Source organism: Amorphus sp. 3PC139-8 (assembly GCF_040750475.1).
GTDB lineage: Bacteria > Pseudomonadota > Alphaproteobacteria > Rhizobiales > Amorphaceae > Amorphus.
In genome coordinates this window covers 15,068-39,522 of record NZ_JABJVY010000031.1, presented here as the reverse complement: position 1 = coordinate 39,522, position 24,455 = coordinate 15,068, and the positions used below count along the sequence as shown (strand labels likewise).

Genomic DNA, 24,455 nt, shown 5'->3' with positions numbered 1-24,455 from the left:
TGAAACGCTGCTCGGTAGGTGCCGTCACCGCTTGATCGAAGCGAAGACGCGGTTGCAACCCGGACCCAGCGGGCTGAGAGGGACGCCAGACGTTACGATGGTTCGAGCGGCGCGGGTCGACCGAGGTGGTAGCCTTGGGCGAAGCCGACAAGGGCATCGATCATGGCCCGACGAACTGGATCGGCGTTGATGCCGCGCGTCAGGCTCATGTCGAACTTGATCAGGTCCGGCTCCAACTGGAATATGTGCCGAAGGCTGGAGTGGCCAGCGCCCGCGTCGTCGATGGCAACGCGCACACCCAGCGCCCGCAGCGGTGCCAGTGCAGCCCGGATGGCGTCATAGTTCGCGATCAAGATCTGCTCGGTGATCTCCAGAACGATCCGGTCGTGGGGCAGATCCTTCAGCGCCACCTCCAGCTCGGGCATCAAGACCGTCGCCGGCGAAATGTTGACGGCGAGGAAAGCGCCATCGGGGAGCGCAGAAAGGTGTGACGTGGCACTGCGGATCGCCGCAAGCTCGAAAGCCTCGCGACGCTGCACCTCGTCGGCCTCGGCGAACCACTGATCCGGCGATCGTATTGGTTCGGCCCGCACCCGGCAGAGCGCCTCAAAACCGACGGTCCGCATGTTATGAATGTCCACGACGGGCTGGTAGACCATGTCAAACAGGCTGCCTTCCAGCACCGCCTCGATCCGGGCGCGCTTCTCCTGCTCTTCCCGCCTCGCTTCAACGTCTCGGCCGATCTCGAACGCTGCCAACTCGGCAAAGGCGCGCACCATTCGATGGTCGCGCTCGTTGAGGGTCTGATCCGACGCGAAGCTCAAGCAACAGAACATCCCGTAGCAGGTGCCGTCGGGCAGCCGGATTGGAACGCTGAGATGCGCGCCGATGGGGATTGCCTGGGTGATCGGCAATTCGCGCGCGAAGGCGTTCGCGGATGTGTCGGGGATAAGCTCAGGCAATCGGCCTGCCAGAATGTGCCGGCAATACACATCGTCCAGGGACTGGGAATCCCCGACCTTGATGAGCGCGTCCAGCCCGGGCGCGTCGACCTTCCGGAACACCGACCTGTCGTCCACGAACTCCGAGACGTACGCGACATCCATTCCGAGGTGCTTGCGGATGACTTCAAGAGCGCGCGCGACGATATCCCCCTCGTCGACGGCTTCCGTCGCCCTTTGAATGATGAGGTTGGCGATGGCCCGTTCGGGCATTGTCCAGCGTACTCCGTCCCTCAACGCTCCGATCTTGGGCAACCGCTGGGCGCGCTGCCGTCCCGAATCTCATTTGGCTCAACGACCGCTATGCGGAAGCGCGCCGGTAGGTGAGGTTAGCGCACGGCGTTCCAGTTTCAATAAGCACCAGCATCGACATGGGTGGTCAAGGCGCTGAGCTCTTTGTGCCGCGAAGTCTCTCGCTGCGTGTTCCGAGACCACCCAGGCCATTGTACTTCATTAAGTAAGGCGGCCCCGCCCGTTGAGCGGGGCCGGTTGTCGTCAGCGGGTCCAGATCAGGACCTGCTTGCCGTTGCGGTCGACGAGGTTGGCGTAGACCGGGGCCGGGAAGCTCGGGTCGTCCAGCTTGATGGCAAGGTAGCTGTTGCCGGCCTCGCTGGTGCGGGTCCAGGCCGCACCGATCTCGGCTGTGCCCGCCGTCACGCGGTAGTCGGGGGCAGTGTCTCCGCCGCTTGTCACGGGCGTCAGCGCCACCTTCGCCTTGAAGGTCAGGGTCTGGATGTCGCCGGTGTAGCCGCGCTCGGTTTTGGTGAAGGTTCCAATGGTTGCCATGTCGTAGTCTCCTTTCGGTGTGTTTGAGGCCGCGCTCCTCGCGACCTTTCCATGGCTCACCGTCGGCCCCGGTTGAGGCCGGGCCCTGCACCCAACGGGCGGAAGCGAAGCGGACGACGGCACGCGCCGACTTTTCTGCTTCGCGCGGAATGACCGGAGGTCAGAGGAGAAAAGTCGAAGCACGCCGTTGCCGGGCGCGGCGCCGGGGCCAGGTCCGCCATGCAAAGGAAAGGGCGCAGGAGCAGCGAACAACCTGGCGAAAGGAGCAAGGGCAGCCGAACGGAATAACACTGCAGAGCGGTTTCGGCGGGATCCGGTAATCGACCGTTTGACTCTACGAAACGGACGGTACTTGACGGGGCAGAATTGTGGCGACGACGCCGGCCCACAGTCTCATCGCGGATTGCGCTTATCCAAATCCGCTGGATCGTGATGATCCGGCGCCTGCTTGTTCGCTTGAACAATCGCCATCGGCATGTCGGGCGCAAGCATCCAGACATCGTCGATCGATCTTCGGCTCCGGCGCACCAAGGCTTGTAGCAGGTGGTCAGCTCGATCCCGCCAAAGGGATCCTGTGATGAAAGCTGTGGTCGTCTCGCGTGGAGCACACGTTGACGCGAGAGCATGATCGATGCCTCGGCCTGGTCCGAGAGCTCCGGGGCATGCCGCCGGAAGTTGCCGGAAGAACACGCTAGAGGGGGCAATTTTCTGTTCCCTCGGCTCATAGAGCCTCACGACCACGGTTCCATACATACGCCATTTCAAGCCATACAATATGTCACATTGTATGGATTTATCGATGCTGACATTTGCGTAGTGCCGTTGTGCCCGATCGGCGCTCCGGCAAGACGGGAGCAAACCGGAGGCACTGAACCATGGCAGACAAAACCACACACTGGCCCCCGCTCGATCCCTGGCGTGTCGGAATCCGAGGCCGGTGCCCCCGCTGCGGACAGGGACATCTGTTCAGCGGGTTCCTCAAGCTCGCACCAGGATGCGAGGTGTGCGGCCTGAGCTACGACTTCGCGGATCCGGCCGACGGCCCCGCCTTCTTCGTGGTCTGCTTCTTCTGCGTGCCGTCGGTCTTCTTCGCCGTCTGGGCGGAGGTCGCGTTTCAGCCCTCGATTTGGTTCCACGTCTTCGTTTCCCTCCCGATCATTCTGTTGACGTGCATACCGCCGCTTCGACCCTTGAAAGGCTGGCTCGTTGCCAGCCAGTTCTACTACAAGGCGGAGGAGGGGAAGCTCGTCGGTACCGACGAGTAGCCCCCTCACCCGAGCGGCTTGACCGGCCAGCGCATGCCCCAACTCGGCAGACCGCCGGTGTATGGCAAAGCTGACCGGTAAAGCCATACAATAAACGACACCCTGCTCAGTTGGCACCGGAAGAGACGCCGAATGTGGACACCGCGCCTGGCCGAGACGGCTCGGAGAAAATATCTCGGCATCGTCGAGGCGCTGGAAGACGACATCCGGGCCGGGCGCGTCGAGCAGGGTGAACGGTTGCCGCCGCAGCGTGCCATTGCCGAGGCGCTCCATGTCGATCTGACCACGGTGACCCGGGCCTTCAACGAAGCACGCAGCCGCGGTCTGGTTGCGGCTCAGCCCGGCCGCGGCACCTTCATTCGCAGCGGGATCGGAGGCGACCGCGGCGACGCCGGGCGCGGTCAGATCGACCTCAGCATGAACATTCCCTCGCAGCCCGCCGACGTCGCATTCGAGACACTCATCCCGCAAGGGATCGCGGATCTTCTGGGCGGAGCGCGGGGGCTCATGGCCCTTCACTATCACCCGAGTGCCGGAGCCGAGCCGGACCGCGAAGCCGGGGCAAGGTGGCTGGGTCGTCGGATGGAGGGCGCCACACCCGAGCAGGTCCTCGTGACCGCAGGTGCCCAGAGCGCGCTTTACGCCGTGTGCGAGCTGCTGCTTCGCCCCGGCGACACCCTTGCCGCCGGTGCCATGACCTATCCGGGTCTCAAGGCGATCGCGCTTCAGAGGGGCCTTTCTCTGAAGCCGCTGGAGATGGACGATGACGGCATTCGGCCGGAGGCGTTCGAGACGCTCTGCCGGGAGACTGCGCCGAAGGCACTCTATGTCGTTCCCAGCATAGACAACCCGACGACGGCCACGCTTCCGGAGGCGCGCCGCCGGCACCTGGCGGAGACGGCCCGCAGGCATAGCGTGGCCTTGATCGAGGATGACCCGTACGCCCCGTTGACGTCGATGCGAACGGTCGCCCTGGCGGAGCTAGCTCCGGAGATCACCTGGCACATCGCGACGCTGTCCAAATGCGCCACGCCGGCGTTGCGGGTTGCCTATGTTCGCGCCCCCACCGCAGCTCTGGCGGAACGTCTCGCCGGCGTCCTGCGGTCGACGGTCCTGATGGCGCCGCCGCTGATGTCCGCACTGGCCAGCCGCTGGATCGCAGACGGCACCCTGCACCGGATCACGGCCTCCATTCGCGCGGAGAATGCGAGCCGTCAGCACCTCGCCCGCACGATCCTGGCTGACTTTGGCTTCGCCGCCGATCCGCACGGCCATCATCTGTGGCTGCGTCTGCCCGACCCGTGGCGGGCCAGCGATTTCGCCGGGCACGCCGAGCACGCCGGAATTTCGATCGTGCCGAGTTCGGCCTTCGCCACATGTCCCCACCCTGAGGAAGCGGTCCGGCTCTCCCTCGGCGTGGCGCCCGATCGAGGCGACCTCGAAGACGTCCTCCTTAGGCTCGTCGATCTGACCATGCGGCCCGCGCTGAGTACGAAGGTCGTGGTCTAGCCTGGGTCGGAGCGCCATCAACTTCCGCCTCGGCTGACCCTTTTGGTCGCGCTTGACAAGCCCTGTGGGGCGGCCGAGCATGCGAGCCATGTTCAAGATGAAGCAAGACAGTTTGTTCAGGCCGTTTCCCATCGCGGAATAGCGGCCCCGGTCCCGGCACAAGGGGCCGGGGAGTCGTTTGCTTCACCATTCCCAACTTTCGAACGCGCTCAGCACGCACCGCTCGCGGTGGGGCCCTCCGCGAGGAGGCGTGCGTTCGGGTCGCTTGGGCGACCGGCTTGAACAGAAGACGTTTCCTCCATGGAACCCTCACTCATCGTCCTCAGGGAGGACTACGAGCGGCTCACGCGTATGGCGAGCGGGCTGCTCTCAAAGAACCCCGATCTGGCTGAAGATCTTCTTGGCGAACTCGAACGCGCGCGGATCGTCGCCACACGCGAGATGGCCGGCCCGAGCGTGCAAATGGGATCGACCGTCTGGTTCTCGACCGACGATGGTGGCTCGCGCGTGGTGACCCTGGTCTATCCGGACGAGGCCGACATCGCTCAGGGGCGCGTCTCCATCCTGACTCCGATTGGAACCGCGCTTCTCGGGTTGTCGATTGGAAGCCAGATCGATTTCGTCGCCAATGATGGTCGCCTGCGCATGCTGACCGTCACCGCGGTCGAGCCATCACACGCAGCTGCCTGAGACCTCCGCGACCGGCTGGCGATGGAGAACGAGTGTTCCCGTCGCCACTGGCATTTCACCCAGTAGCGCGACCGGACGCCTGAGACCCGCATGGTCAGCGGGCTGGTCGATCGTGTCCGATAGGGATTGTGTGATGTCGACCCTGAACATCAAAACGTCCACCCGAGCCAGAGCCTATGGGGGCAGTCTTACGGAAGACGATCACGCTGTCCTGCATCGGTTGGCCGGTGGCGGCGAGGCATTTTCCGAGCGATATCAGCAACTGCTGGCCGCAAAACTCCGCAGCTGCATTGTCTACCCGGCAGGTGGTATCCCCGAGGATGTCGTTCGGCTCAATACGTGCTTCACCTATGCGATCGACGGCAACCTGAAGGAGGCGTCGATCCTCGTTCGTCATCCGCCTGCCGATCTGCCGCCGTTCGCGCTGTCGCTCCACACCATGAGAGGATTGGCCCTCCTGGGTCTGAGCGAAGGGGAATGCGTTGAGTTGGGCGCGGCCGGTGGCGCCTCGGAGACGATCGAGCTCGTGCGGATCCTTCGCCAGCCCAGAGACTAGCGATTCCGAGCAGACCGCCAGCGGTCTCCGCCGAGGCAATTGGTCCGGGCGACATGGACCCCGCCTGTCGAAGCAGTGAGCGACAGGCGGGCCCGCACTTCTGCGGGTTGGGGGGCGCCCTCCCTGATCGTCGCGCTCACTTATTGGTCCGCGGGCCTTCGGTCAAAATCCGCCCCTGGAGTTCGGAGAACCCCATCTGTCGAATGACGCGCAGATGGTCTTCGTCGTCGACACCTTCCGCGGTGATGGCGAGGCCCATCTCTTCGCCCAGGTGGAGAATGGCCTGCACAATGGCGAGCGAACGCGGATCGGTCCCAATGCTACTGATGAAGGTCTCGTCGATTTTGAGCCGATCGAAGGGAAATCTCCGCAAATGCGCGATGGTTGACGAGCCCGATCCGAACTTGTCCAGAGCCAGATGGACACCCTTTTCTTTGAGCGCAGCCAGCGTTGCATAGATCCGATCTTCGTCCCCGAGCAACGCGGTTTCGGGAAGCTCGAGCTCGAGCCGGTGGCTCGGCAGGCCGGATGCGGAAAGTGCTCGCTCTACTGTCTTGAGAAGGTCGCCGTATTCCAATTGGATGGGGGATACGTTGACGGTGACGCGTTGATCCGTCTCCCAGGTCCTCGCGTCCGCACATGCTCGCTGCAGTACAAAGGCGGCAATCGCGTGCATGAGTCCCGCCTTCTCCGCGACGGGAAGGAAGACGTCACGGGCAATTTCGCCGCGATCGGGATGGATCCAGGCCGGCAAGGCCTCGTAGCCGTGGACGGCCCCGTCCGGCCCGCTCAACGGCGAGTACTCAAGCGAGAGATCTCCATCAGTGAGCGCGCAGCGAAGGTCGGCGTCGATCTGCCATGCTTCCCGATTGCGGGGGGCGCCATCGGCTCCAGCTCGCAAATAGGCGCCGCCGCCCGTTCGCTTGACCTTGTAGAGGGCGTCGTCGGCCTCTTTGTAGAGGGCTTCGGCGTCGTTGGCTTCGTCCGGGTATATGGAAATGCCGATCGAGGCGGAGACCGTGAACTCGTCGCTTCCGAGCCGAACGGGCTTTTCGAGAGCATCGATCAGCCGCTCCGCCAAAGCGAAGGCTCCGCTGGGTTGATGTATGCCGACCTGAACGATGCAGAACTCGTCGCCACCCAGTCTTGCAACTGTATCAACGATGCGAACGTGGCTTTTGAGGCGCTTTGCCACGACCTTCAGAAGTTCGTCGCCCGCGGCATGTCCATGCCTGTCGTTTACGGCCTTGAACCCATCGAGGTCGAGCAAGAGGTAACCAATTCGCGTGTCGGCCCGTCGGGCCAGCTCGAGCGCCTCGGCCAGGCGCTCATTGAGCTGCGTGCGGTTGGCCAGACCGGTTAGACCATCATGGGCCGCCAGGTAGCGCGCCCGGGCTTCCGCCTCACGGATCGAGGTGATGTCGGAGACTGTGGCGATGATGAAGGGCGTTTCGCCATCCGGGGTCGGCAGGTGAATCAGTCGCTTGCGCGTCACGACGATATGCGGAACGCCTTCGGCGTCCGAGGCCACCTCCTCGTTCTCGTTGGGAAGCCCGGTCCGAAAGACCTCGTCGTCCATCTTCCAGAAGACCTTTCTCTGCTCTTCTGGGACGTCTCCGGTCTTGGTCAGAATCTCTTCGGGCGACACTCGGGCAAACTCGCAGAACGCGTCATTGACCATGACGATCCTGTGGTCCTTGTCGAGCAGGAAGACAGGACTTGGAACCGAATTGAGGATCCTTTGCAGCGACTTAACGGTGGGCAAGATCGGCGATTTTGAATGCATTAGCTCGACCGAAGAAGCTTCTTCACCCATCGTCTGGGAGAAAATGTTGCGTAAGGCCACCAATTTCTCGCTGAATTTTGGTGGGTCAAGGGCAATCTGACCGAGGCAGAAGGTGCAATCCGCTTTTTTGGAAGCCCGACCCCAAATCAGCAAGCTCTGTCTCCACGAACCTCTTTTGGGGAAACGCCGAACCTTTTGCGAAACGCTACGGAAAGATGAGCTGGCGCGTAGCCGACCTTGTACGCGATCGTAGCGACATTCATGTTGCCAGCCGCAAGCAGCTGAAAGGCCGTGTCCAGCCGCAGGGTTTGCACGTAGTCCGCGACGGTCGTCTCGAACGCCAGCTTGAAGCCCGCCGTCAGCTTCCGCCGGTTGAGACCGACATGAAGGCTGAGTTCGGAGAGCGACGGAGGCCGATCGAAACACGCATCCAGGGTGTCGCGCGCGGCATGGAGCTTCGCGAGATCGTCAGTGGTTAGACGGACGTTCGGCGGCGGAGCCTCATCGAAGGCGTCGAGCATAATTGGCCTGCTGCCGGTTTCGTGGACACCGAGATAGGGTGTTTGACGGAACCGGAGGATTGGAATGCGGAGACGGAAGTTCAGCCGCGAGTTCAAGCTTGAGGCAGTGAGGCTGGTGAAGGACCGGGGCGTGGCGGTGGCTCAAGCCGCCCGCGACCTTGATGTCCATGAGAATGTGCTGCGCAAGTGGATCCGGGACTTTGCCGCGGATCCGCAGCATGCGTTTCCGGGCCATGGTCAAATGAAGCCGGAGCAGCTCGAGATCGACCGGCTGCGCAAGGAAGTCGCGAAGCTGAAGGCGGAGCGCGACATCCTAAAAAAGGCCGCAGCCTTCTTCGCGAGGGAAGCGACATGAGGTTCGCTTTCATCGCGAAGCACCGGAGCATCTGGCCGGTGGCATGGCTCTGCGACGCGCTGGATGTCTCTCGGTCGGGCTTCCATGCCTGGCTCAATGCATTCCAGTCACATGCACCCCGGTCCAGCCGGGTCGAGGCGCACCGTAGGTGAAATCCGAGAGCCACAGCATGTTCGGCGCCGGAGCATGGAAGACGCGGTTCACATGATCGAGCGGGCATGGCGCCGACGTGTTCTGGACCGTCGTCCGGATCGGCTTGCCCCGGATGACGCCTTGGAGACCTATCCCCTTCATCAGCCGTTCGACGGTGCACCGGGCAACATCGAACCCTTCGCGCTTCATCTGTCGCCAGACCTTGCGCGCACCATAGACCTCGAAGTTCTCGGAGAAGACACGCTCGATCACCGGCTTTAGCGCCAGGTCCCGCTTCGCTCGCGGCGAGAGCTTTGACGGATCAAGCCGCCGGGAGACGTGGGCATGGTCGGTCGATGGGGCGATCGGCAGCACGCGGCAGATCGGCTCGACCCCATACACACAGCGATGATCGTCGATGAACGCGATCATGTCTTCGACCGGCGGTCGAGCTCCGCCTGGGCAAAGTAAGCCGATGCCTTACGCAGGATCTCGTTGGCCTGCCGCAACTCGCGGTTCTCCCGCTCGAGCGCCTTCAGCTTCGCGGCCGTGTCTGTCGATACGCCAGCACGCTTGCCAGCGTCGACCTCGGCCTTCTTCACCCACTCGTTCAGCGAGCGCGCCGAGCAACCGATCTTCGGGGCTATCGATACGACCGCTTGCCAGCGCGATGCGTGTTCGTGCGCGTGTTCGAGAACCAGCCGTACCGCCCGGTCCCGTACCTCAGGTGAAAACTTGTTCGTTGTCCTGCTCGTCATCGCTCCACATTCTCAGGAGTTGGAGCCTCCGACAAACCAGGGGCGGTTCACTCTCTACTGGCTCAGTCGATCGGAGAGGACATTCAGCATACGCCCCACGAGTTCGGGAGACTGCGATACAATCCCGGTCGGAGCCGGCAACTTGGTCAGTTGGCCCTTCAACTCCGCCTCTCGGCCGTCGCTAGGCGACGCGCCTGCGAGCTTCTCTATTTCGGCCAACCGGCCGGCCATCGCCGCCACGGGCCCATCGTCGTCGAGAGACTGGTCCACTTCCCCTTCAACCGCCGCCCCAAATTGCGCACCCCATGGATTGGCGGCCAGAAACCCGACTGCGACTTTCGCCCGCTCCGGGAGCGGCGCCTCCTCATCCAGCATCCGCCGGACGGACCCCGCGACCGGCTCCTGATTGAACCGAGGCCGCCGCATTGCACCGAACGGATCCTGTTCCTCTTCCTCAAACACCGGCGGCGCGGGCATCGGCTGATTCCGCAGCCCCATCCCGCCCCCCGCTGCCTCCACCTCTTCCTCATCGTCGGTTTGCGCGAATGGCGGCGCCGACCCTGTCGGCGGCTCCTCCTCATACTCCCCGAACTCATCCTGGATCGAAATCTGAAGCCGCCGCAGCCCACCGGCACAAACGGCAACGAGGCTCGGATCAACGCCCGCCCCACCGTCTCTGCTCGCCGCAGAAACGGCCGCCGCCGCCGTACCCGCCGCCGATAGCAGGCCCTCTCGGCACACGCGCCCGGTCACTGTCCGGCCGACGTCTCCGCTGCCGATTTGCCGAGTGCAATCGACGAACGCCTTCTCGAAAGCAATCTCCCGGCTCTGATCGAGATTGGGTGCCCGGTCGAAGGGTCCACGAACTGGAAGAAACTTGTTTATCGCAAAGCTGTCGGCATATTCTTTGCCATCTTTGATGCCGTCGCCCACGTAGAAGCAATTCGCTTTTACAAGGACACCGTCAAACAGGTAATAAAACACACCTGGGTCAAGCCCGTTCAACTCGGGAAGCGGAATGCGATCTTCCTCTTTGAAGGTTATATCGCCTCGGTCGACGTAGTTGGTTCCAGCAAAGCCCGTCTTAGAGGAATACCCGCTGGAAACCGCGACGGTGTGGCTCCCCACCCTCTTCTTGACGAATTCGTAGGTCAGGCTCGAATCAACGGTTTTGCCGATCGCAAACAGATTGGTATTGGCCGTAACGGTGTCTAGCAGGTGCGGAGCGCTCTCTTTGAGAGCGGTGACATCCTGGAGACCGACCACTTGCTGAAAGCCCAGGCTTCGGCCCTGGGCAAACATTGTGTCCACACCTTTCGTCAGGTAGTAGCCGGCTTCGTCCAATACGAGAATGAACGGCATCCTGGCCACGGTTGGCCGGGACTCGATCACCTGCTCCCGCGTGCCAACCACCGTCCCGCCGGCCGCCTTGCCCATCATGATCCGGAACAGGGAGACGATGACCCGGCCGAGATTCTTCATCTCCTCAGGAGCCTTCTCCAGGGCCGGCAACAGGACGACGAGGATCCGCCGGTTCTGAACGACGTCCTCCATATCCACCTCGCCCAGCGCGGTGCGGAAGACATGCGCGAAATCGTCCGCCAACGTTCCCAGCGGCTTCGTAAGCTGCATGCTCAAGTAGCCGTATTGCTCGATCGTCTTGCCCTCTTGCGGCTTACCCTGCATGGCCGCATCCATGCTGAAGCCTGGGAGCGTGTCGAAGAAGGCCTTGAGCTGCAAACGCGATGCATCCGAAAAATCGCCATTCAGCGCCCTCAGGTAGAGCTCAATCAGGCCAGGCCGGTTCGCGAGTTCTTTCCACTCTTCCTCGGTCGGCTCTACCCCTTTCTCCGGCCGACCACTCCGCTTGATGCCAAGCCCGAGCGGCAGGTAGTCGCGGATCGCCTGAACGTCGAGCAACAGCTCGTTGCGGTCGCGCATGTTCACCAAGATGCGGATGACGGCCGCCACGAGGCTGGCCGCACGTCCACGCCACATACTGTCGGCGCCGCTCGACTCTCCCATGAGGGAGTCAATGATGTTGCGGAGCTCCGCGTCCGACCCCTTCGCGAATGGGTTGAGGGTGTTGGTCTCATAGGCGGGCCCACCGGCCGGCGCGTCCGAGAGCGTTTCAGGGTTCTTGAAGCTGATCAGCCTGACGTCGTCTTCGCGCCCAAAACGACGGGCTAGGCTCCAGACGCGGGGATAGAGATCGTTCGCTCCCTTGCCGTCGATGAACGCGAAGCCCGAAGACCACATCAGGCTTTGGCTGACATACCCGAGCATCAACTCGGTGTTGTGCGTGGTCACATAGCCGTCGGTGATATAGAGCCCATCCGCGCGCGTGGTCTTGATGCACCGGCATTCTTTGAGACGAGGGCCAGGCTCTAGCCCCACCAGCCGAACACCCTTTCCGGAGAATTTCGCGACTTTGACCTCGTCAGCCATCAGTTCGTCGAAGCCGGGCCCATGGAACCGAAGCGCCCAACCGCTCCGGCGGCCGTGGCGCCGGCCGTTGGTCTGTATCACCATGGCCAGTCCGCCGAGGCTCCACACCAGCTGTCGAAGAGCACGCGCATTGGCCTTGGAGCTGCAGCCGACCTCCATCCCGAATGCGGTCGCGCGCACTTTGGCCGCACTCAGGTAACCGCGCAGGAACGCCCGCCTGCCCTGCACAGAACCGCACTGATCCGCCATGCCGCCCACCGCTCTGACGAAACCGACATCGTACGCCTTTCGGCCGTCGCCCTCGGTCAGATCTTGGCTACCAGGGATGCCCGGATACGGTTCGATCAGCGGCACGAAGATTTCGACATCGCCCTGGTGGACACCCAGCAGGATCCCCAGATCCTTCGCCTCCATGACCTGAAATCCGTCACCACCCGCGCCGCCGGGAGCTTTGCTCCCCAGCATCTCCACTCTGCCCTCGATCCGAACCTGCCAAAGGTGCTCCGGCGTGCATTCGACAATCCGTCCGTCCTCGAACTCGAGCCGGCACACCGGCTGCCGCCCTTGAGGATGGACACTTTCGACGAAGGTCAACGAGCCGTCGGGGTGCCACAGCGCGTCCCCCACGCGAAGCTCGCGATTGCGGCGCCAACCGACCGGCGTCAACACCAGAGCATCGTCCGGCAGCGCCTTCCCGGAGCCGGTCGTGCCCATCACCAGGATGTGGCGCCTCGCATCATCATTGGTGATCCAGAGCGCCTGGCCGTCGTCGTAGGAGAACCCTCCGTAGAAGATACCCGACGCTGACCGGGGCTTTCCTGTGGGGGATGTGTTGCCATAGTCCGGCCCCGGCCAGGTGATCGGCGCCCGAAACGGCAACCTGATCTTCAATCCCGTCAACCACAGATAATAGGTGAGTGCCAACGGCACCACGAGCAGGAAGAGTGAAGGAAGCACCAATAGCGCCAACGCACTGCAAAGAAGGGAGACGAACGCGAAATCGCCGCCGGAAATGGTCTCGATGAACCCACGGCTCGGACGGCGCACCTTCCGCCGTATCTGTGCCGACGCCACAACACCGCGCGCCGCATCCTGCGTTCGGGCTTCCTTCGGTTCGCTCATGCCTATCTCCAAGAAAAAAGGCGGAGGGGAACCGCCCCCTCCGCCTCCGATCCGCTCGACCCAGGCTTCTCGCCCGCTAGGTCCTCGAGAAATGCCAGGTGATGGAGTTGCCGCCGTTGACGCACAGCCCCGCCGCGTCGACCGGCGTGATGCCGTCGGTGTCGGCGTTCGCGATATCCGTGTCCGGAGTGGCCGTGGCGGCTTCGACGGTCACGCCGATGATGCCGGTGCCCCCCTGCCCCATGCCGCTCGTGTCGTAGGGAACCAGGCGCGTGCACGCGTCGTCCGGGACGTCATCGTAGCTGATGGCGAATTCCTGGTCGTTGCCCGTCACGAGGATCTGCCCTTCCCACTGATTCACGACCGCGCCTCCGGCGCGCTCCAGGTTGCCCTGGATCGCCCCGGAGTTGACCAGCGCCGGCGTGATGTCCGTGCCGACGGCCCCGAAGTCCGCGGACGTCTGGTGCATCGCTCGGGTCTCCGACTGCAGGGACATGAGCGTCCGAATCGCATCGTTCACGCGCGACGACAGCGAAGCCTGGCCGAAGAACACGATGCCGCCGACGATCACGCTCAGCGCGATCACGATATAGAGCACCGCTTCCATGAGCGAGATGCCACGCTGGTGGATGCTGCGGAGGCCTGCCGCGCTCGGCATCTCCCGGTCGACAGTCGCACGGTCGCCTCGGCGCGAATACAGCCGATCGGCCATGACGGCCAGGAAGCCGAGCGCCAGGAAGAGCGCCCCGGCCGGCGCCACCAGGAACAGGATCGAAAGCAGCACCAGCCCCATTGCCGACATGGCCATCATCGGCGGCGGCGAGTGCAATGCACGGGTAAGAGTGGCAGTCATGATGAGCTCCGTGATTGTTTGAAGAACAGGCCGCCACCAAGTTCTCCGTAGGCGGCTCGCCTTGTGTTTTTCGCACAAAACACCGACCACAGAGAATGCGATTTTCAAAATACCATGCACTTTGCAATGTCGATGCGATGTTTCGAGTCAGCGCCGGTTCAATTCCTGGGCGAGCTGATCCTGAAGGGCGTACATGCCGACCACCACCGAGATGATCGCGCCAAACACCAACAGCATGAAGATCGACCTCAACAAACCCATCTGGGTATTGATCCGCTTTTCCGAGCGCGACAGCCAGTCCCGCGACAGCTGCATCAGCTGCTCCGAAAGCTCTTGCGTTTGGGCAAAGATCTTGATGGACAGGTTCATCCTCTTGTCAGGCCATCCGGTCCCCGCGGCGGCCAGGGCACTGCCAAGGTCCTTGCCGTCCAGCATCAGCAGACGGATGCGATTCACGCGATAGCGAACATACGGGCTCGCGTTCTGCCGAATTTTCTCGAGCGCCTTGATGGCCGGCATTCCCCCATCAAGCAGCGACGCGAGCGAGAGCAGGAAACTTACGCCCGTATAGGTTCGATACAGCGAATAAATCGGCAGATTTTCGACGTATTTCCGTCCTTTCGTTGCCCAGCGCGGCAACGTAAAGCCGATTGCCAGGAAGAACAGGACCACCCCAACGGCGCTTGGGAGGGCCCAGTTTTCTGCAAACTTCCCAAGAAGCGCAAGGAAACGGGCCGCTCCCGTCCATTTCTCCGGCGGCATGATTGTCGCCACGACCGGCACGACGGAGCTTCCGAAGTAGGTCAAGAGCACGTAGACCATTACGAACAGCGCCACGGGATACGCCAGGCCGCCGATGATCGCTCCCTTGATGCGGGCCTTCGCACGCATCGTTTCGCAAAAGGCATCGAGCTGACCCGGGAAGTCGTCACTGTTTTCGGTCGCTTCGATCACCATGAGCTCGTCGCGCGGGATCCAGCGGCGCATCGCGGTCGCGAGCTCTGCTCCATCGCGCATCGATAGGGCCACATCCCACATGATGACGGCCAGCGCTTCGCCCTTCTTTTTCCCTTCCTCCGAGTTCACGAGGTAAAGATTGTCGATCGCGGCCCGCTTTGACAGGTTCGCGCGCAGCAACCCTGCGAGTTCCTGATAAAAGCCGAGGCGCTTTTCGAAGCCGAACTGGATCCGAGCGAAGTGGTACGTGATGCCCTTTACGCGGCCTCGTTTTCGCATTTGCTTTTTCTCCCGAGCATCTCGTCGATTTCCGCTCTCATCTTCTCAACGAGGTGGCCGTACTCGTGCACGAACGAACTGACGAGATCGACCTCCTCCTCCACTTCGTTGATGTCTGCAATTCCCTGCGCGACCTTCATGAGCGCGTGGTAGATGACCGGACGCCCGCCTAGACCGCCCTCCGCCCGATCCTTCATCCAATGCTCATGCATGCGGCCCCGCTCACCGATGCGGTAATAATCGAGGAGCTTCTGGTCGACGAGAACTACTTCCGCCACCACGGTTCGGCCATTTAGCCCCTGAATGCAGTGTGTGCAGCCATTCTTCGAGCGCAGATAGAGTTCCTCCAGCTCCATTTGAAACAGTCTGGCGACGTCTTCGGCCAGCCCTCTGTCCAAACGACCTTCTTCGATCCCTTGCGCGTAGCTTATTCGACAGTGTGGACACAGCGTCCCGACCAGGCGCTGATAGATCAGGCCTCGCGTCACGGATGGATCGGTAATTTTCCAAAGGGCAACCTCGAGATCGAGAAGCCGATCGAGGATAGAAAGCGCCTTGCCGGCGTGAACCGTGGACCACATGGCATGGCCCGTCAGCGCGCCCTGGATTGTGTAGTAGGCGATGCCCGGATCGCGGATCTCGCCGACGACGATCACGTTCGGGTCTGACCGCAGCGCCGACTTGATCGCGTCCTGAAATGCGGTGCGCCGGTCCTCTTCGGTAGCCGCCGTAATCGCCACCTGGACGGCATTCGGAATGTTCAACTCGATCGGCTCTTCGATCGTAAAAATCGTGATCTCGCCGTTTTTCTCATGATACATCGCGTTCATCGCGCGCTCTAGCGTCGTCGATTTTCCCGAGGAGACTTTGCCTGAAAGAATGTACAGGCCGTTGGTCCGCCGCCGCATCAGCGCGATGTCTTTCGCCTGGGCCTGCGTATAGCCCAAACTGTCGACGTCACGCTCGCCCGGCTTACTCCGGTACTTGAGCCGCATGACGAGCGCGCCCCGCCCTTCGCTCGACGGCGTGTACGCGAGGCGGACCATCTCGATTTGTTTCGGAAGCCACTTGTTGCTCGCGTGCGTCAAGGCGCCCTGCTGGTAGGAGCGATCGTTCTTCGCGACCGTGTCGTCGGAAATCGCGAGGGCGGCACGCATAACCCTCTGTCCCTCCTCCACCGAAAGTGATTTGCCGTTCGTCATCCGCCCGAACACGCGGTATCTGACTTCCGTAAGCCGCGGTGTGACCCGAATGTGCACATCCGACGCTTGCCCCATGACCGCATCCATCAGCATCGCTCTCAAGATGCCCTGGTGCTCGAGCGCCTCCGTCTCATCGTCAATCCCGATCCCACCGCTGCCTGCCAGCTTCGCGGCATCGTACACCCGATGGATGATGACGCCGGGCAGTTCCAACAGACACGAAATCGAATGCCCGAAGCGCTTCTTGAAATCGCTTTGAACCGTGCGGACCAGCGGGGTGAACTTTGTCCCGTGCTCGCACAGAAGAAGCCCCTCTCGGAACGCGGCGACCATGTGCCGGTCTTGCCTTTTCACAAGGTAGGCCTGTTCACCACCGTCGCCGGTCGTTGTGCTAAAATGCGCGATCCGGCGCAGCAGTTCTTCGTGCCCGTCCTGACCCTGCTCCGCGAGACGCTTCAGTTCCTCCACCAGCTGTGGCGATAGAGCCGAGGGGTCTGCATTCGCGACAGCGCTGACCTCCTCCCCGGACTGAAGGCCGAGGGTTCCTTTTGCGCTGCTCATGCGGCCCTCCGGGGGGGTCCTGCTTCGCCGGGCGCGCGATCGACGTCCCTCAGGGCGTTCTGGAGCGCGTGGACGGGACAGTCCCGCAGCCAGTCGACCTGGCGGCGCAGCGCCGTGAGCTCCCGCGACTGCTGACCGAAGGAGAAGCGCCGGCCCGGCCGCCACCAGTCCCGCCGCTGCTCGAGGGCGAGGTTGTGGACGAAGCGGCACGCGCCGGCGATGCGCGCCATCGCCGCGGACTGGGCCGGCGTGGGGTAGAGGCGATAGACATTGGCGCGCATCTGCTCCATCCACAACTCCAACACTCAGTCACCCGCCGGCGGCGATCGCCGCCGGCCGCTCGAAGCAGACCCACCAGGCCCGCTCTCCCAATCAGCTGCGCAGGCTGAGCACCCTCGTGTTACCGGCCTCCTCCACCGTAACGCTGTCGGCACCCACCGCCTTGACGCGAACCTCGCCCGGCAGTGTATCTCCAGTGCGAACCCGGACCCTTTCACCGTTATATTCGATAACGGCAATATAGCTTCCCAGAAGTCCGTAGACCTCACGCAGCGACATCTGTTGAGACAGCGGCTGCGGATTGGCGCCGGCATCTTTCTGCTTGGTCTCCATTTGCGTCCGAAGCGCCGCGAGTTCGGCCCGCAATGCGTCAAGCTCGGCAGACGGTTGCGAGGCCAGCGTGCCATCGTTCCGCAACCGCGGGGCCTGCACGTCGACATTGGTCGAGTCGTTGGCGTTCCGCGCCTTCGGCTCGTCCTCGGGCTTCGGCGGAGGGTTGAGCAGCTTCTCGATCTCCTGCTCGCTCTTCGTCCGAGCGATCTCGGCATTCCGCTTTTCCTGCTCCAGCGACCGCTTGAGCCGGATTGCCGCCGGCCGATCGGAGAAGCTGCGGAACTCGCCGGGTGCCACTTCAACCACAGCGTCCGGTCCGGCCGCATCGATCAAATCGTTGATCGCCTTCGCGATCTCGAGCTGGCGGTTCAGCAGAAGCAGCGTTTCACTCTGATCGGCCTGCCGGTCGATGAAACCGCCCGTTTCCACCCGCGCCCGTCGCTCGGTCAGTGCTGGATCGACCCACTCCCCCGTCGCCGTCTGCACTTTGCCTGCCGGCGGACTGACGCTCGTTGCCGCGACCGGCTTCTTTGGAGGGGCAGGAGCATTCTCACTCGGCCCGGACGGATCCTTTTCCGGTTCACTCTCCGGTCCCGACGGCATGCTGGCTTCGCGCGGCGCCGCTTTCACTGTCGGCGGCGGCGCCCCTTCGACCGTCGCTCTGTCTGCCGGCACCGGCCCCAGTGGCGTCCTTCCATCCGCGCCTGCCGGCGGCACGGCTTGGCGGGCGGGATCAGCGGCACTGCTCCCTGAGGGACCTTCATCCGCGGCCACCGGATCCACTCCCGCACCCGCCCCAGGGACGGTAGGCACATCCCGAAGCGCCGGCCGCTCTGTATCCTGATCCCACCCGCTCGGCCACTCCGACGGTTGCATCCATGCCGGCATATCTCCCGAGGACGATCGGTCCGGATCTTCACCGGTCGGAACAGGTGACGTGGTCGCAGCTCCGGCAGGTACGGATGGCCCGGACGGCATCTGCGCCAACGCCAGTTCGACGTCCTCCACCGTGCAAATCATCACGGCGAGAGCCAAAATAAGCAGGTAACGACCCATGACGTAGCCCTCTTAGAAGTTCAACCAGCTCCACCCCCGACTTTGAGACGCCTGATCCGGGGGTGGTGGAAGGATCGGCGGCATATAGATTCTCGCGCGCAATTCCCAGCTGCCGTCCCGCGTATCGAGCACCACGCTCTCCGCCACAGCCGCAGGAATATCGGCCAGCAGCTTCATCACGTCGTGCAGATCGCTCGATCCCATCAGTCTCAGCGAGTAGTAGTTGTAGACGGGGCTGGTGAGCTGAGCGCGTTCGCTGCGCGACAGGCTTCGCGTTTTCGCGCTCAATGCCACATCGATCCCAAATGCGTTGAAGCGCTCCCGGACGCGGGATTCGATATCCGCCTCGTCCCACGGCTTTTCCTGCTTCCTTGCCGCCTCTGGCGGCACCTTGACGGTGAAGCTGAGTGCGGCCGCGGTTCCCGATTTGCTCAGATTCACCGCGCCTTCGATATCCGCCGGCTTTGCCGCCTCAAGCCAGTAGAACCGCCCCTGAGGGGCGCGTCCCCATTCGAGCGCAACTTGAATCTCACCCTTGTTGTTCTTGCATTCGAGCGGCTCCGGGTTCCATCCAGCGACCGAAAAAAAGCCGACATTGAAAGCCGCGACGCACTCGTCGACCACTCGAGGCGGCGATGCCGCCTCCTGCCACGGATAGCGGATGCTCAAGCGGGCACGCTCGGCTTTCAGCTGCGCGATCCGCTCCTGCTCCAACCGAACCTGGCGAGCCTGGTACCAGTCCCATGCGTACCAGCCCACCATGACCAGCGCGATGGCAGCAACGCCTCCCATCAGATGCGGTCGGAAGGCGCGAAGCGGGTAGAGCGGACGCAGCCGCCGCGCTGGCCCTGTGGCCCATTCCGCCAGGTCACCGTCCTCGGCGTCAGGTACGAACCAGTCTGCCGGCGCGATCACCCGCTCCCAATGTGCGCCGCCGACCAGGCTGTTAAATTCGTTGCGCGCCTCCGTCATCTCCATATAGACGGCATCGGTCGAGATATCGCGCTGGTTGAAGGCAACGATCCAGTAGCCTCGGGCGCCGAGTTGGAACGCGGCGAGCCAATTCTCCCCAATGCTCGCCGGGAATAGCGATAGGCCTACGACTGATCCACGCGACAGCCCGTGGCCAGTCGCTGCGAAGCCGACCATGGCTCGCCGATCGTCGTAGTACCCGTAGAGGTCATATTCCTCGCCACCCGCCGAGGCCTCCGCAGCTTGTTCCGCCAGCGAGAAATCATCATTGGGCGGCTCCCATTTGAGACCTACAGCCACCACGGTCCGGCCGACCTGGATCGCACTCTGCGACAGAACTGTGATTTCCCCGGAAAGATGCGCACGCCCTTCCCGTTGGGAAACGAGACCCTGGAGTGTATCCAGAAGACCCACCTTCGAGCGCTTTGCCGCCTCGCCCTCTTCGCTCGGCCTCGCCTCGTGAACCAAGGTGGACGTATCAAGCCCGCCGTCCTCGACCTCCACCGGTTCGCCGGTGGGCTGACGCCTCTTCCAGAACTGCAGATTGCCTAGGCGCATATCCGGATCCTTCTGGCTCTCAGTCCCGCGCCGTGGCAAAGATCGGGCGCCGCCGATCCAAAAGCCGTGGCGTCAAAAGGATCACGGTCGCGATACGCTCTTTCTCGATGTCACGAGAACCGCCGAACAGGAAGAAGCGAGGATCCCCGACACCCTCTTCGTCGATCGTGTTGCGGGTCCGCTCGAAGCCCGCCAGGATCAGCGTCTCGCCATTTTCCAGCAACGCCTGTTGCTCGAAGCTTGTCCGCGCGACTTCCGGGAGTTCGACCTGCGAGTCCCCACTTCCGAAGGTCCGAATGTCGTTCAGGTCGGACAGAACGACAGTGTACTGGACCATGATCTCGCGATTGTTGAGGATCCGCGGCAGGAGCTGCAGATTGAAGCCAGTGACGACCGTATCCGGCGTCACCTGAACCGCTGTCTGATCGCCATCGCGGTCCAGAATGACTTGCGTTTCCTTGACGTAGGCGACCTCTTCGACAACCTCGATCGGAGCCATGCGATTGTTGGAAGTCGTCGTGCCTGTCCGCGTCTGGACCCCGACCTTGCCCTGACGAGAAAGCGCCTCGATCACGCCATCCAAAGTGAAATCGTCAGAGATGACGCCGATGTTGACGGCCCCCACCGGCCCGGTCAACGTCGACGCACCCGTCCAGGAGACCGTTGCATCGCCGAGCTCGACCATCAGATCAGAGATATCGACGCCATAGCCGTCTTCGCGCCGCATCGTCACGGTCAGAATATTCACGTCAAACGCAATTTGCCGCCCCAGGCTCTCGTTGATCTGGTCGACATAATTCTGGATCCGCTCGTGGTCGCTCAGCCGCGCCGTTACCGTGATGATGCCAGTCCCGGTCCCCAGGGAGATGTTCGCTCCGGGACCCGCCAAGCCCGCCATCACGTCCTCGATCTCGTCCCAGAAGCGTACGTCCACATTCGTGGTCGTCGACGTGTCGTCAGCGCCGATCTCCGAGCTCGAGGACACCTCCGAGGGAAGCGCCACCAGCTGGTACTGGCGGGTAATGAAGTCCCGGAACAGCACTCGGCCATCCGTGTACGACCAGGTCGCCCCGAACGTCGTCGCCACTTCATCCAGCACTTCCGACAGGGGGCCCTGCAGATCGGGGCGCATCGTGGCATCCTCGCTGTCTCCGATGTCGTTCGCGACCCGCGCGGACACCATCTTCGGGGACATGTTGGCCGGGGCCTGGGCGCCGAATTCTGTGCTCGTCCCACAGGGCTGCAGCGAACCATCGGACCCGCGGCATAAGGACGGAGCCGATCCCAGCGTCGACGAATCCTTGACGTCCCGTTCTTCGTCCACGCCGCTGTCAAAGAGCCCCGTCGGTCCGAGGGCGGCAATGTGCGGAATCCCGGTGATTTCTGTGAGCCTCGCGGCGATCTGCGGCAGGGTCATCGGATCTCGCGATTCCAGTCGCACCGCATTCGCCTTCTGAACCCGGTTTGGCAGGTTCGCCCCCGGATCCCGCTCCACGCGCTTTGCGGCGACGAAGACCCCATCATTGACCTGCGCCCCACCCGGCCGCAGCGCTCGCCGAGAATTGAAACGAGCAAGCCCCTCGGTCGCGACGGCATTTTGCTCGTCCCAGCTGGGTCCGGTATACGCGGTCTTCCCATTTTCGCAGCTTGCCAAGCCGAGACCTATCACCGCTGCGACAAGCACCGCCAACGGCCGCCGAAATCGCACATCGTGCCTGTACATCGCAATATGACCTTTGCTTTTCGCAGACAGGGGAGCAGCGTCACACCTAGCGTGTGGCCGGCGCAAGCGTGTAGACGTGGATCGTACGGTTGCCCTTGTAGAGATCCACTGCGAGCTCCGGATAGCTCCGGTAGACGGCATCGACCAGTCCCGTTACAGCCTTCTCAAACGGTCCGTCGAACGTCACGCTCGCTCGCAGCGCGTAGTCGCCCTCATGGTCCCAAACCAGGCGCCATCCCGCCGTGCGCGACCATCCCAACAGGGTGCTCTTCAGTGTCGAGCCGGCCATGACGGCCCATGTGCCGGTTTCTGCCGCTGGCTCCACAGCGCCAGCCGGCCGCTGAACGAATGGAGCGAGCCCTGTGCCGCTCGGCTCACCAGCGCGACTGACCGCACAGCTTGCGCAAAGAGCGGCAAACACCAAAACTGCGTAGCGCATGCGACTAGGTTCCCTTTTCCTCGTGCGATTTCTCGCGCGCCTTGGATCCGACCGAGAGGAGCGGCTTGGCCTGCGGCCGAGGCGGTAGCTCGCGAGCCGCTTGCTTTTTGGCATCGGGCTCGCTTGGCGGCGCACTTCTCGTGAACTCGAAGTGCGGCCCTTTGAACGAAAGCAGACCTGCATCGTCGTCATCGCCGGCGGCGCTGCCCGCGAAGGACCTTGGCCGCGGCCTGGGCACTATCGGGTTCGGATGGCCGCGAAGCAGACCTCCAAAGCCCGTTTCGATCTCCAATGCCCCGTCCCTCTGCACAATCGACTCGACAGGACCCAACGCTCCCAAAACGACCCCTCGCTCAACCTCCAGTCGCGTTGCCTCGTCGTCACCCTGCTGGATCCACGCTCGCCCCTCAGAATCTCGGTAGGCGTCCCAGCCCCTTGTGAGGAGGGTCGGTCCGTCTGAGGGGGCTTCGGACTGGGGCACCCCTGGCGCACTCAAGGGAGGCACGCCGATCGTCGGCGGACTACTTGGCCGGCGATCGGACAGCCATTGCCGGCCAACCTCCGGATCCTTGAGCGCCAATACGAGTCCGATCGCCGCTTCCATTTGGTCTGGGCTCATCTGCGCGATCGAGGCGAGATCAATCAATGCATCCGATCGAGCTCCTCGATCGGCCTGCGACCCGACGAAAGCATCCGGCACGACCCGAACCGCCTCATCATTTTTCACAGAATTTGGCGCAGAATCCTCGCTCTGCACTGCCGCCGGCACGCGCGCTGCCATGGCGTCCTCCGCCTCAGCAGGAGGGCTCTGCTCGCGGGTCTTCCTCACAACCTCGATCAGATCCGCCGCGCCAGCCGCGGCTGGCCGGTCTTCACCATCCGCAAGACGACGAAAAAGTGAGAGACCCGGATCCAGCGTCCACCGACCGTCGACGTCAGACCAGTCCACCGCGAAGCTGTCCTCGCCCTCCGCAGCGACCTCTGAAGGCGTAGATCTTGTTGGCTCTTCCAGAAATGTCGGCGACGGAAGCTGTGCGCTCGAGAACCGCCCCGTCGGCGCCTCCTTGTGATCGCGATCATTGGTGGCGCCGGCCACCTTCAGCTGCACGCCCAGCGGTACGGCACCCACGACCAACACGACCATCCCGAAGGTCGACCATTTCACCGTGCCACCCTCCCGTCACGCCGCTCGCTTGAACCCCTCGCCAGCGCGGAGGCGACACGGGACGATCGGCTTTCTCCGTAGAGGGCCTCTTGCAGAATCCGCCGCGCGCACCATTCCAAGGCGACGAAAAGATTGTGGTGAGCCGCCAATGCCGACCCTGACCAGTCCGGCTCCACGGCGACCAACCCATCGAACACACTTTCGTTGGTGGAGATCTCGCCCAACGCGCGCACACGCACTGGTGCAGGCAGGTACGCAAACACGATCGCGAAGGGCACGCCGATGCCTGAGGATATCGGACTATGGCACTTCGCACATCGGTCGACGAAAGTGTCCAGTTTTTCGCCTAGCAGATCCGAGACGTCATCATCCGTGAGACACCAGGGCTCCCGGCTCGACAGCGCCACGACGAACTCCGCGATCGTCGGGCAACGCGGAGCCCCTGCGTGTTCCTCTTTCACAGTGTCGTCTCGACGCTCGACCGCCTGGACCATGCCTCAATCCTCGATACCCTATATCGAGTTGCATTTTCGCAAAGACCGCGCAAGCGCGATTGCCTTCCAATTCAGGGAAAACCGCATTCAACGGCTGTCACATAGGTCCTCGAATACCAATGCAAAAAAGCGGATATCTCTTGAAAAACGGGGCTGCCTACGGCCATGATCAGCCACGAGGACCGGCGCGCGGACTGCCGCGCTGTACCGAGAGGGTCATGATCAATGCTCGATGAGACAGCGGCCCCCGCCATCATCTCCATCGCATTGATGGCGCGGGCGGTGCGGGCCAAATCAAGGCCAATCCCCCTGATATCAGCTCTAACCAATTACAATTTCACACGCGCTTCGCTCGACGTCGCGACAACGCTGGTCGTCCAGAGCATGGCGCCAGGTGCCTCCCAATCCGTTCACCTGGGCCCGCTCCTTTGCGCCCTCGACTTCGCATGGATGGAGCTCGCCAGCTCCGAAAACGATCCTACGCTCCTCGAGCCTGGCGCCCTCGTGGCTCACGCACGCGCCCTCGCGCCCCGGTACAACCCGCGTGACCTCTACGCACCCGAACTGCTGACAGAGATCCAGTCTCTCGCGCGCCACCACTCCTTGGTGCATTCCGCGCAATCCAGCATCACCGATCAGCCGGCACAGGCGTAAC

At 62.9% G+C, this 24,455-nt stretch carries 20 protein-coding genes, 2 pseudogenes and 1 other annotated feature; of the genes and pseudogenes, 6 read left to right on the top strand and 16 right to left on the bottom strand.

Annotation, left to right across the window (positions count from 1 at the left end; all coding sequences use genetic code 11):
• Window positions 1-92: 92 nt before the first annotated feature.
• Window positions 93-1,214 carry an EAL domain-containing protein gene (locus HNS03_RS22190; RefSeq protein WP_367198240.1) on the bottom strand — a complete coding sequence of 374 codons (1,122 nt, stop codon included), beginning with the start codon at window positions 1,212-1,214 and terminating at the stop codon, window positions 93-95.
• Between the two features lie 282 nt (window positions 1,215-1,496).
• Entirely contained in the window at window positions 1,497-1,787 is a 291-nt protein-coding gene (locus HNS03_RS22185; protein ID WP_367198239.1) for a DUF736 domain-containing protein, read from the bottom strand.
• Between the two features lie 875 nt (window positions 1,788-2,662).
• Here HNS03_RS22185 and HNS03_RS22180 point away from each other — a divergent pair.
• From HNS03_RS22180 to HNS03_RS22165, 4 genes are all read left to right on the top strand, one after another.
• Window positions 2,663-3,052 (top strand): DUF983 domain-containing protein, encoded by a 390-nt coding sequence (locus tag HNS03_RS22180; RefSeq protein ID WP_367198238.1) that lies wholly within the window; start codon window positions 2,663-2,665, stop codon window positions 3,050-3,052.
• A gap of 132 nt (window positions 3,053-3,184) precedes the next feature.
• Entirely contained in the window at window positions 3,185-4,561 is a 1,377-nt protein-coding gene (locus HNS03_RS22175) for a PLP-dependent aminotransferase family protein (RefSeq protein WP_367198237.1), read from the top strand.
• A gap of 300 nt (window positions 4,562-4,861) precedes the next feature.
• Complete coding sequence (rnk, locus tag HNS03_RS22170) at window positions 4,862-5,251, top strand: nucleoside diphosphate kinase regulator (RefSeq protein WP_367198236.1); 390 nt, start codon at window positions 4,862-4,864, stop codon at window positions 5,249-5,251.
• Between the two features lie 133 nt (window positions 5,252-5,384).
• On the top strand, window positions 5,385-5,807 hold the full coding sequence (locus HNS03_RS22165; RefSeq protein WP_367198235.1) for a hypothetical protein: 423 nt from the start codon (window positions 5,385-5,387) through the stop codon (window positions 5,805-5,807).
• 136 nt (window positions 5,808-5,943) lie between these two features.
• Here HNS03_RS22165 and HNS03_RS22160 read toward each other — a convergent pair whose 3' ends face one another.
• A complete protein-coding gene (locus tag HNS03_RS22160; protein ID WP_367198234.1) occupies window positions 5,944-7,746 on the bottom strand; it encodes an EAL domain-containing protein in 1,803 nt (600 codons plus the stop codon).
• The gene (locus tag HNS03_RS22155; protein ID WP_367198233.1) at window positions 7,740-8,114 is read right to left on the bottom strand and encodes a helix-turn-helix transcriptional regulator; all 375 of its coding nucleotides are present in this window, start codon (window positions 8,112-8,114) and stop codon (window positions 7,740-7,742) included. The genes HNS03_RS22160 and HNS03_RS22155 overlap by 7 nt, the downstream gene beginning before the upstream one ends.
• Window positions 8,115-8,178: 64 nt before the next feature.
• Here HNS03_RS22155 and HNS03_RS22150 point away from each other — a divergent pair.
• Window positions 8,179-8,564: pseudogene (locus HNS03_RS22150) on the top strand (transposase); the annotation flags it as partial.
• Between the two features lie 49 nt (window positions 8,565-8,613).
• Here the strand turns inward: HNS03_RS22150 and HNS03_RS22145 are convergent.
• From HNS03_RS22145 to HNS03_RS22090, 12 genes and pseudogenes are all read right to left on the bottom strand, one after another.
• Window positions 8,614-9,359 (bottom strand): annotated as a pseudogene (locus HNS03_RS22145) (IS3 family transposase); the annotation flags it as partial.
• Window positions 8,959-9,075: a sequence feature (AL1L pseudoknot), on the bottom strand. Its footprint overlaps the pseudogene before it by 117 nt.
• 54 nt (window positions 9,360-9,413) lie before the next feature.
• Window positions 9,414-12,929 (bottom strand): TraM recognition domain-containing protein, encoded by a 3,516-nt coding sequence (locus tag HNS03_RS22140; RefSeq protein WP_367198232.1) that lies wholly within the window; start codon window positions 12,927-12,929, stop codon window positions 9,414-9,416.
• Window positions 12,930-13,005: 76 nt separating this feature from the next.
• Entirely contained in the window at window positions 13,006-13,782 is a 777-nt protein-coding gene (locus tag HNS03_RS22135) for a type 4 pilus major pilin (protein WP_367198231.1), read from the bottom strand.
• Between the two features lie 147 nt (window positions 13,783-13,929).
• Window positions 13,930-15,018: a type II secretion system F family protein gene (locus tag HNS03_RS22130; protein WP_367198230.1), complete on the bottom strand. Its 1,089-nt coding sequence runs from the start codon at window positions 15,016-15,018 to the stop codon at window positions 13,930-13,932.
• Window positions 14,997-16,781, bottom strand: a complete 1,785-nt coding sequence (locus HNS03_RS22125; protein ID WP_367198229.1) for a GspE/PulE family protein — start codon at window positions 16,779-16,781, stop codon at window positions 14,997-14,999. The genes HNS03_RS22130 and HNS03_RS22125 overlap by 22 nt, the downstream gene beginning before the upstream one ends.
• The gene (locus HNS03_RS22120; protein WP_367198228.1) at window positions 16,778-17,071 is read right to left on the bottom strand and encodes a helix-turn-helix domain-containing protein; all 294 of its coding nucleotides are present in this window, start codon (window positions 17,069-17,071) and stop codon (window positions 16,778-16,780) included. Before HNS03_RS22120 ends, HNS03_RS22125 begins: the two co-directional genes overlap by 4 nt.
• An 82-nt stretch (window positions 17,072-17,153) precedes the next feature.
• Window positions 17,154-18,176 (bottom strand): type IV pilus biogenesis protein PilP, encoded by a 1,023-nt coding sequence (gene pilP, locus HNS03_RS22115; RefSeq protein ID WP_367198227.1) that lies wholly within the window; start codon window positions 18,174-18,176, stop codon window positions 17,154-17,156.
• A gap of 285 nt (window positions 18,177-18,461) precedes the next feature.
• Window positions 18,462-19,925, bottom strand: coding sequence for a type 4b pilus protein PilO2 (gene pilO2, locus HNS03_RS22110; RefSeq protein ID WP_367198226.1), 1,464 nt, complete (start codon window positions 19,923-19,925; stop codon window positions 18,462-18,464).
• 73 nt (window positions 19,926-19,998) lie between these two features.
• Window positions 19,999-21,843 carry a hypothetical protein gene (locus HNS03_RS22105; protein ID WP_367198225.1) on the bottom strand — a complete coding sequence of 615 codons (1,845 nt, stop codon included), beginning with the start codon at window positions 21,841-21,843 and terminating at the stop codon, window positions 19,999-20,001.
• The gene (locus HNS03_RS22100; protein ID WP_367198224.1) at window positions 21,749-22,141 is read right to left on the bottom strand and encodes a TcpQ domain-containing protein; all 393 of its coding nucleotides are present in this window, start codon (window positions 22,139-22,141) and stop codon (window positions 21,749-21,751) included. Before HNS03_RS22100 ends, HNS03_RS22105 begins: the two co-directional genes overlap by 95 nt.
• Window positions 22,142-22,145: 4 nt before the next feature.
• Window positions 22,146-23,306 carry a hypothetical protein gene (locus HNS03_RS22095; protein ID WP_367198223.1) on the bottom strand — a complete coding sequence of 387 codons (1,161 nt, stop codon included), beginning with the start codon at window positions 23,304-23,306 and terminating at the stop codon, window positions 22,146-22,148.
• On the bottom strand, window positions 23,303-23,800 hold the full coding sequence (locus HNS03_RS22090; protein WP_367198222.1) for a hypothetical protein: 498 nt from the start codon (window positions 23,798-23,800) through the stop codon (window positions 23,303-23,305). The genes HNS03_RS22095 and HNS03_RS22090 overlap by 4 nt, the downstream gene beginning before the upstream one ends.
• Before the next feature lie 225 nt (window positions 23,801-24,025).
• On the opposite strand from HNS03_RS22090, the gene HNS03_RS22085 reads away from it, so the two are divergent.
• Window positions 24,026-24,454: a hypothetical protein gene (locus tag HNS03_RS22085; protein WP_367198221.1), complete on the top strand. Its 429-nt coding sequence runs from the start codon at window positions 24,026-24,028 to the stop codon at window positions 24,452-24,454.
• Window position 24,455 lies beyond the last annotated feature (1 nt).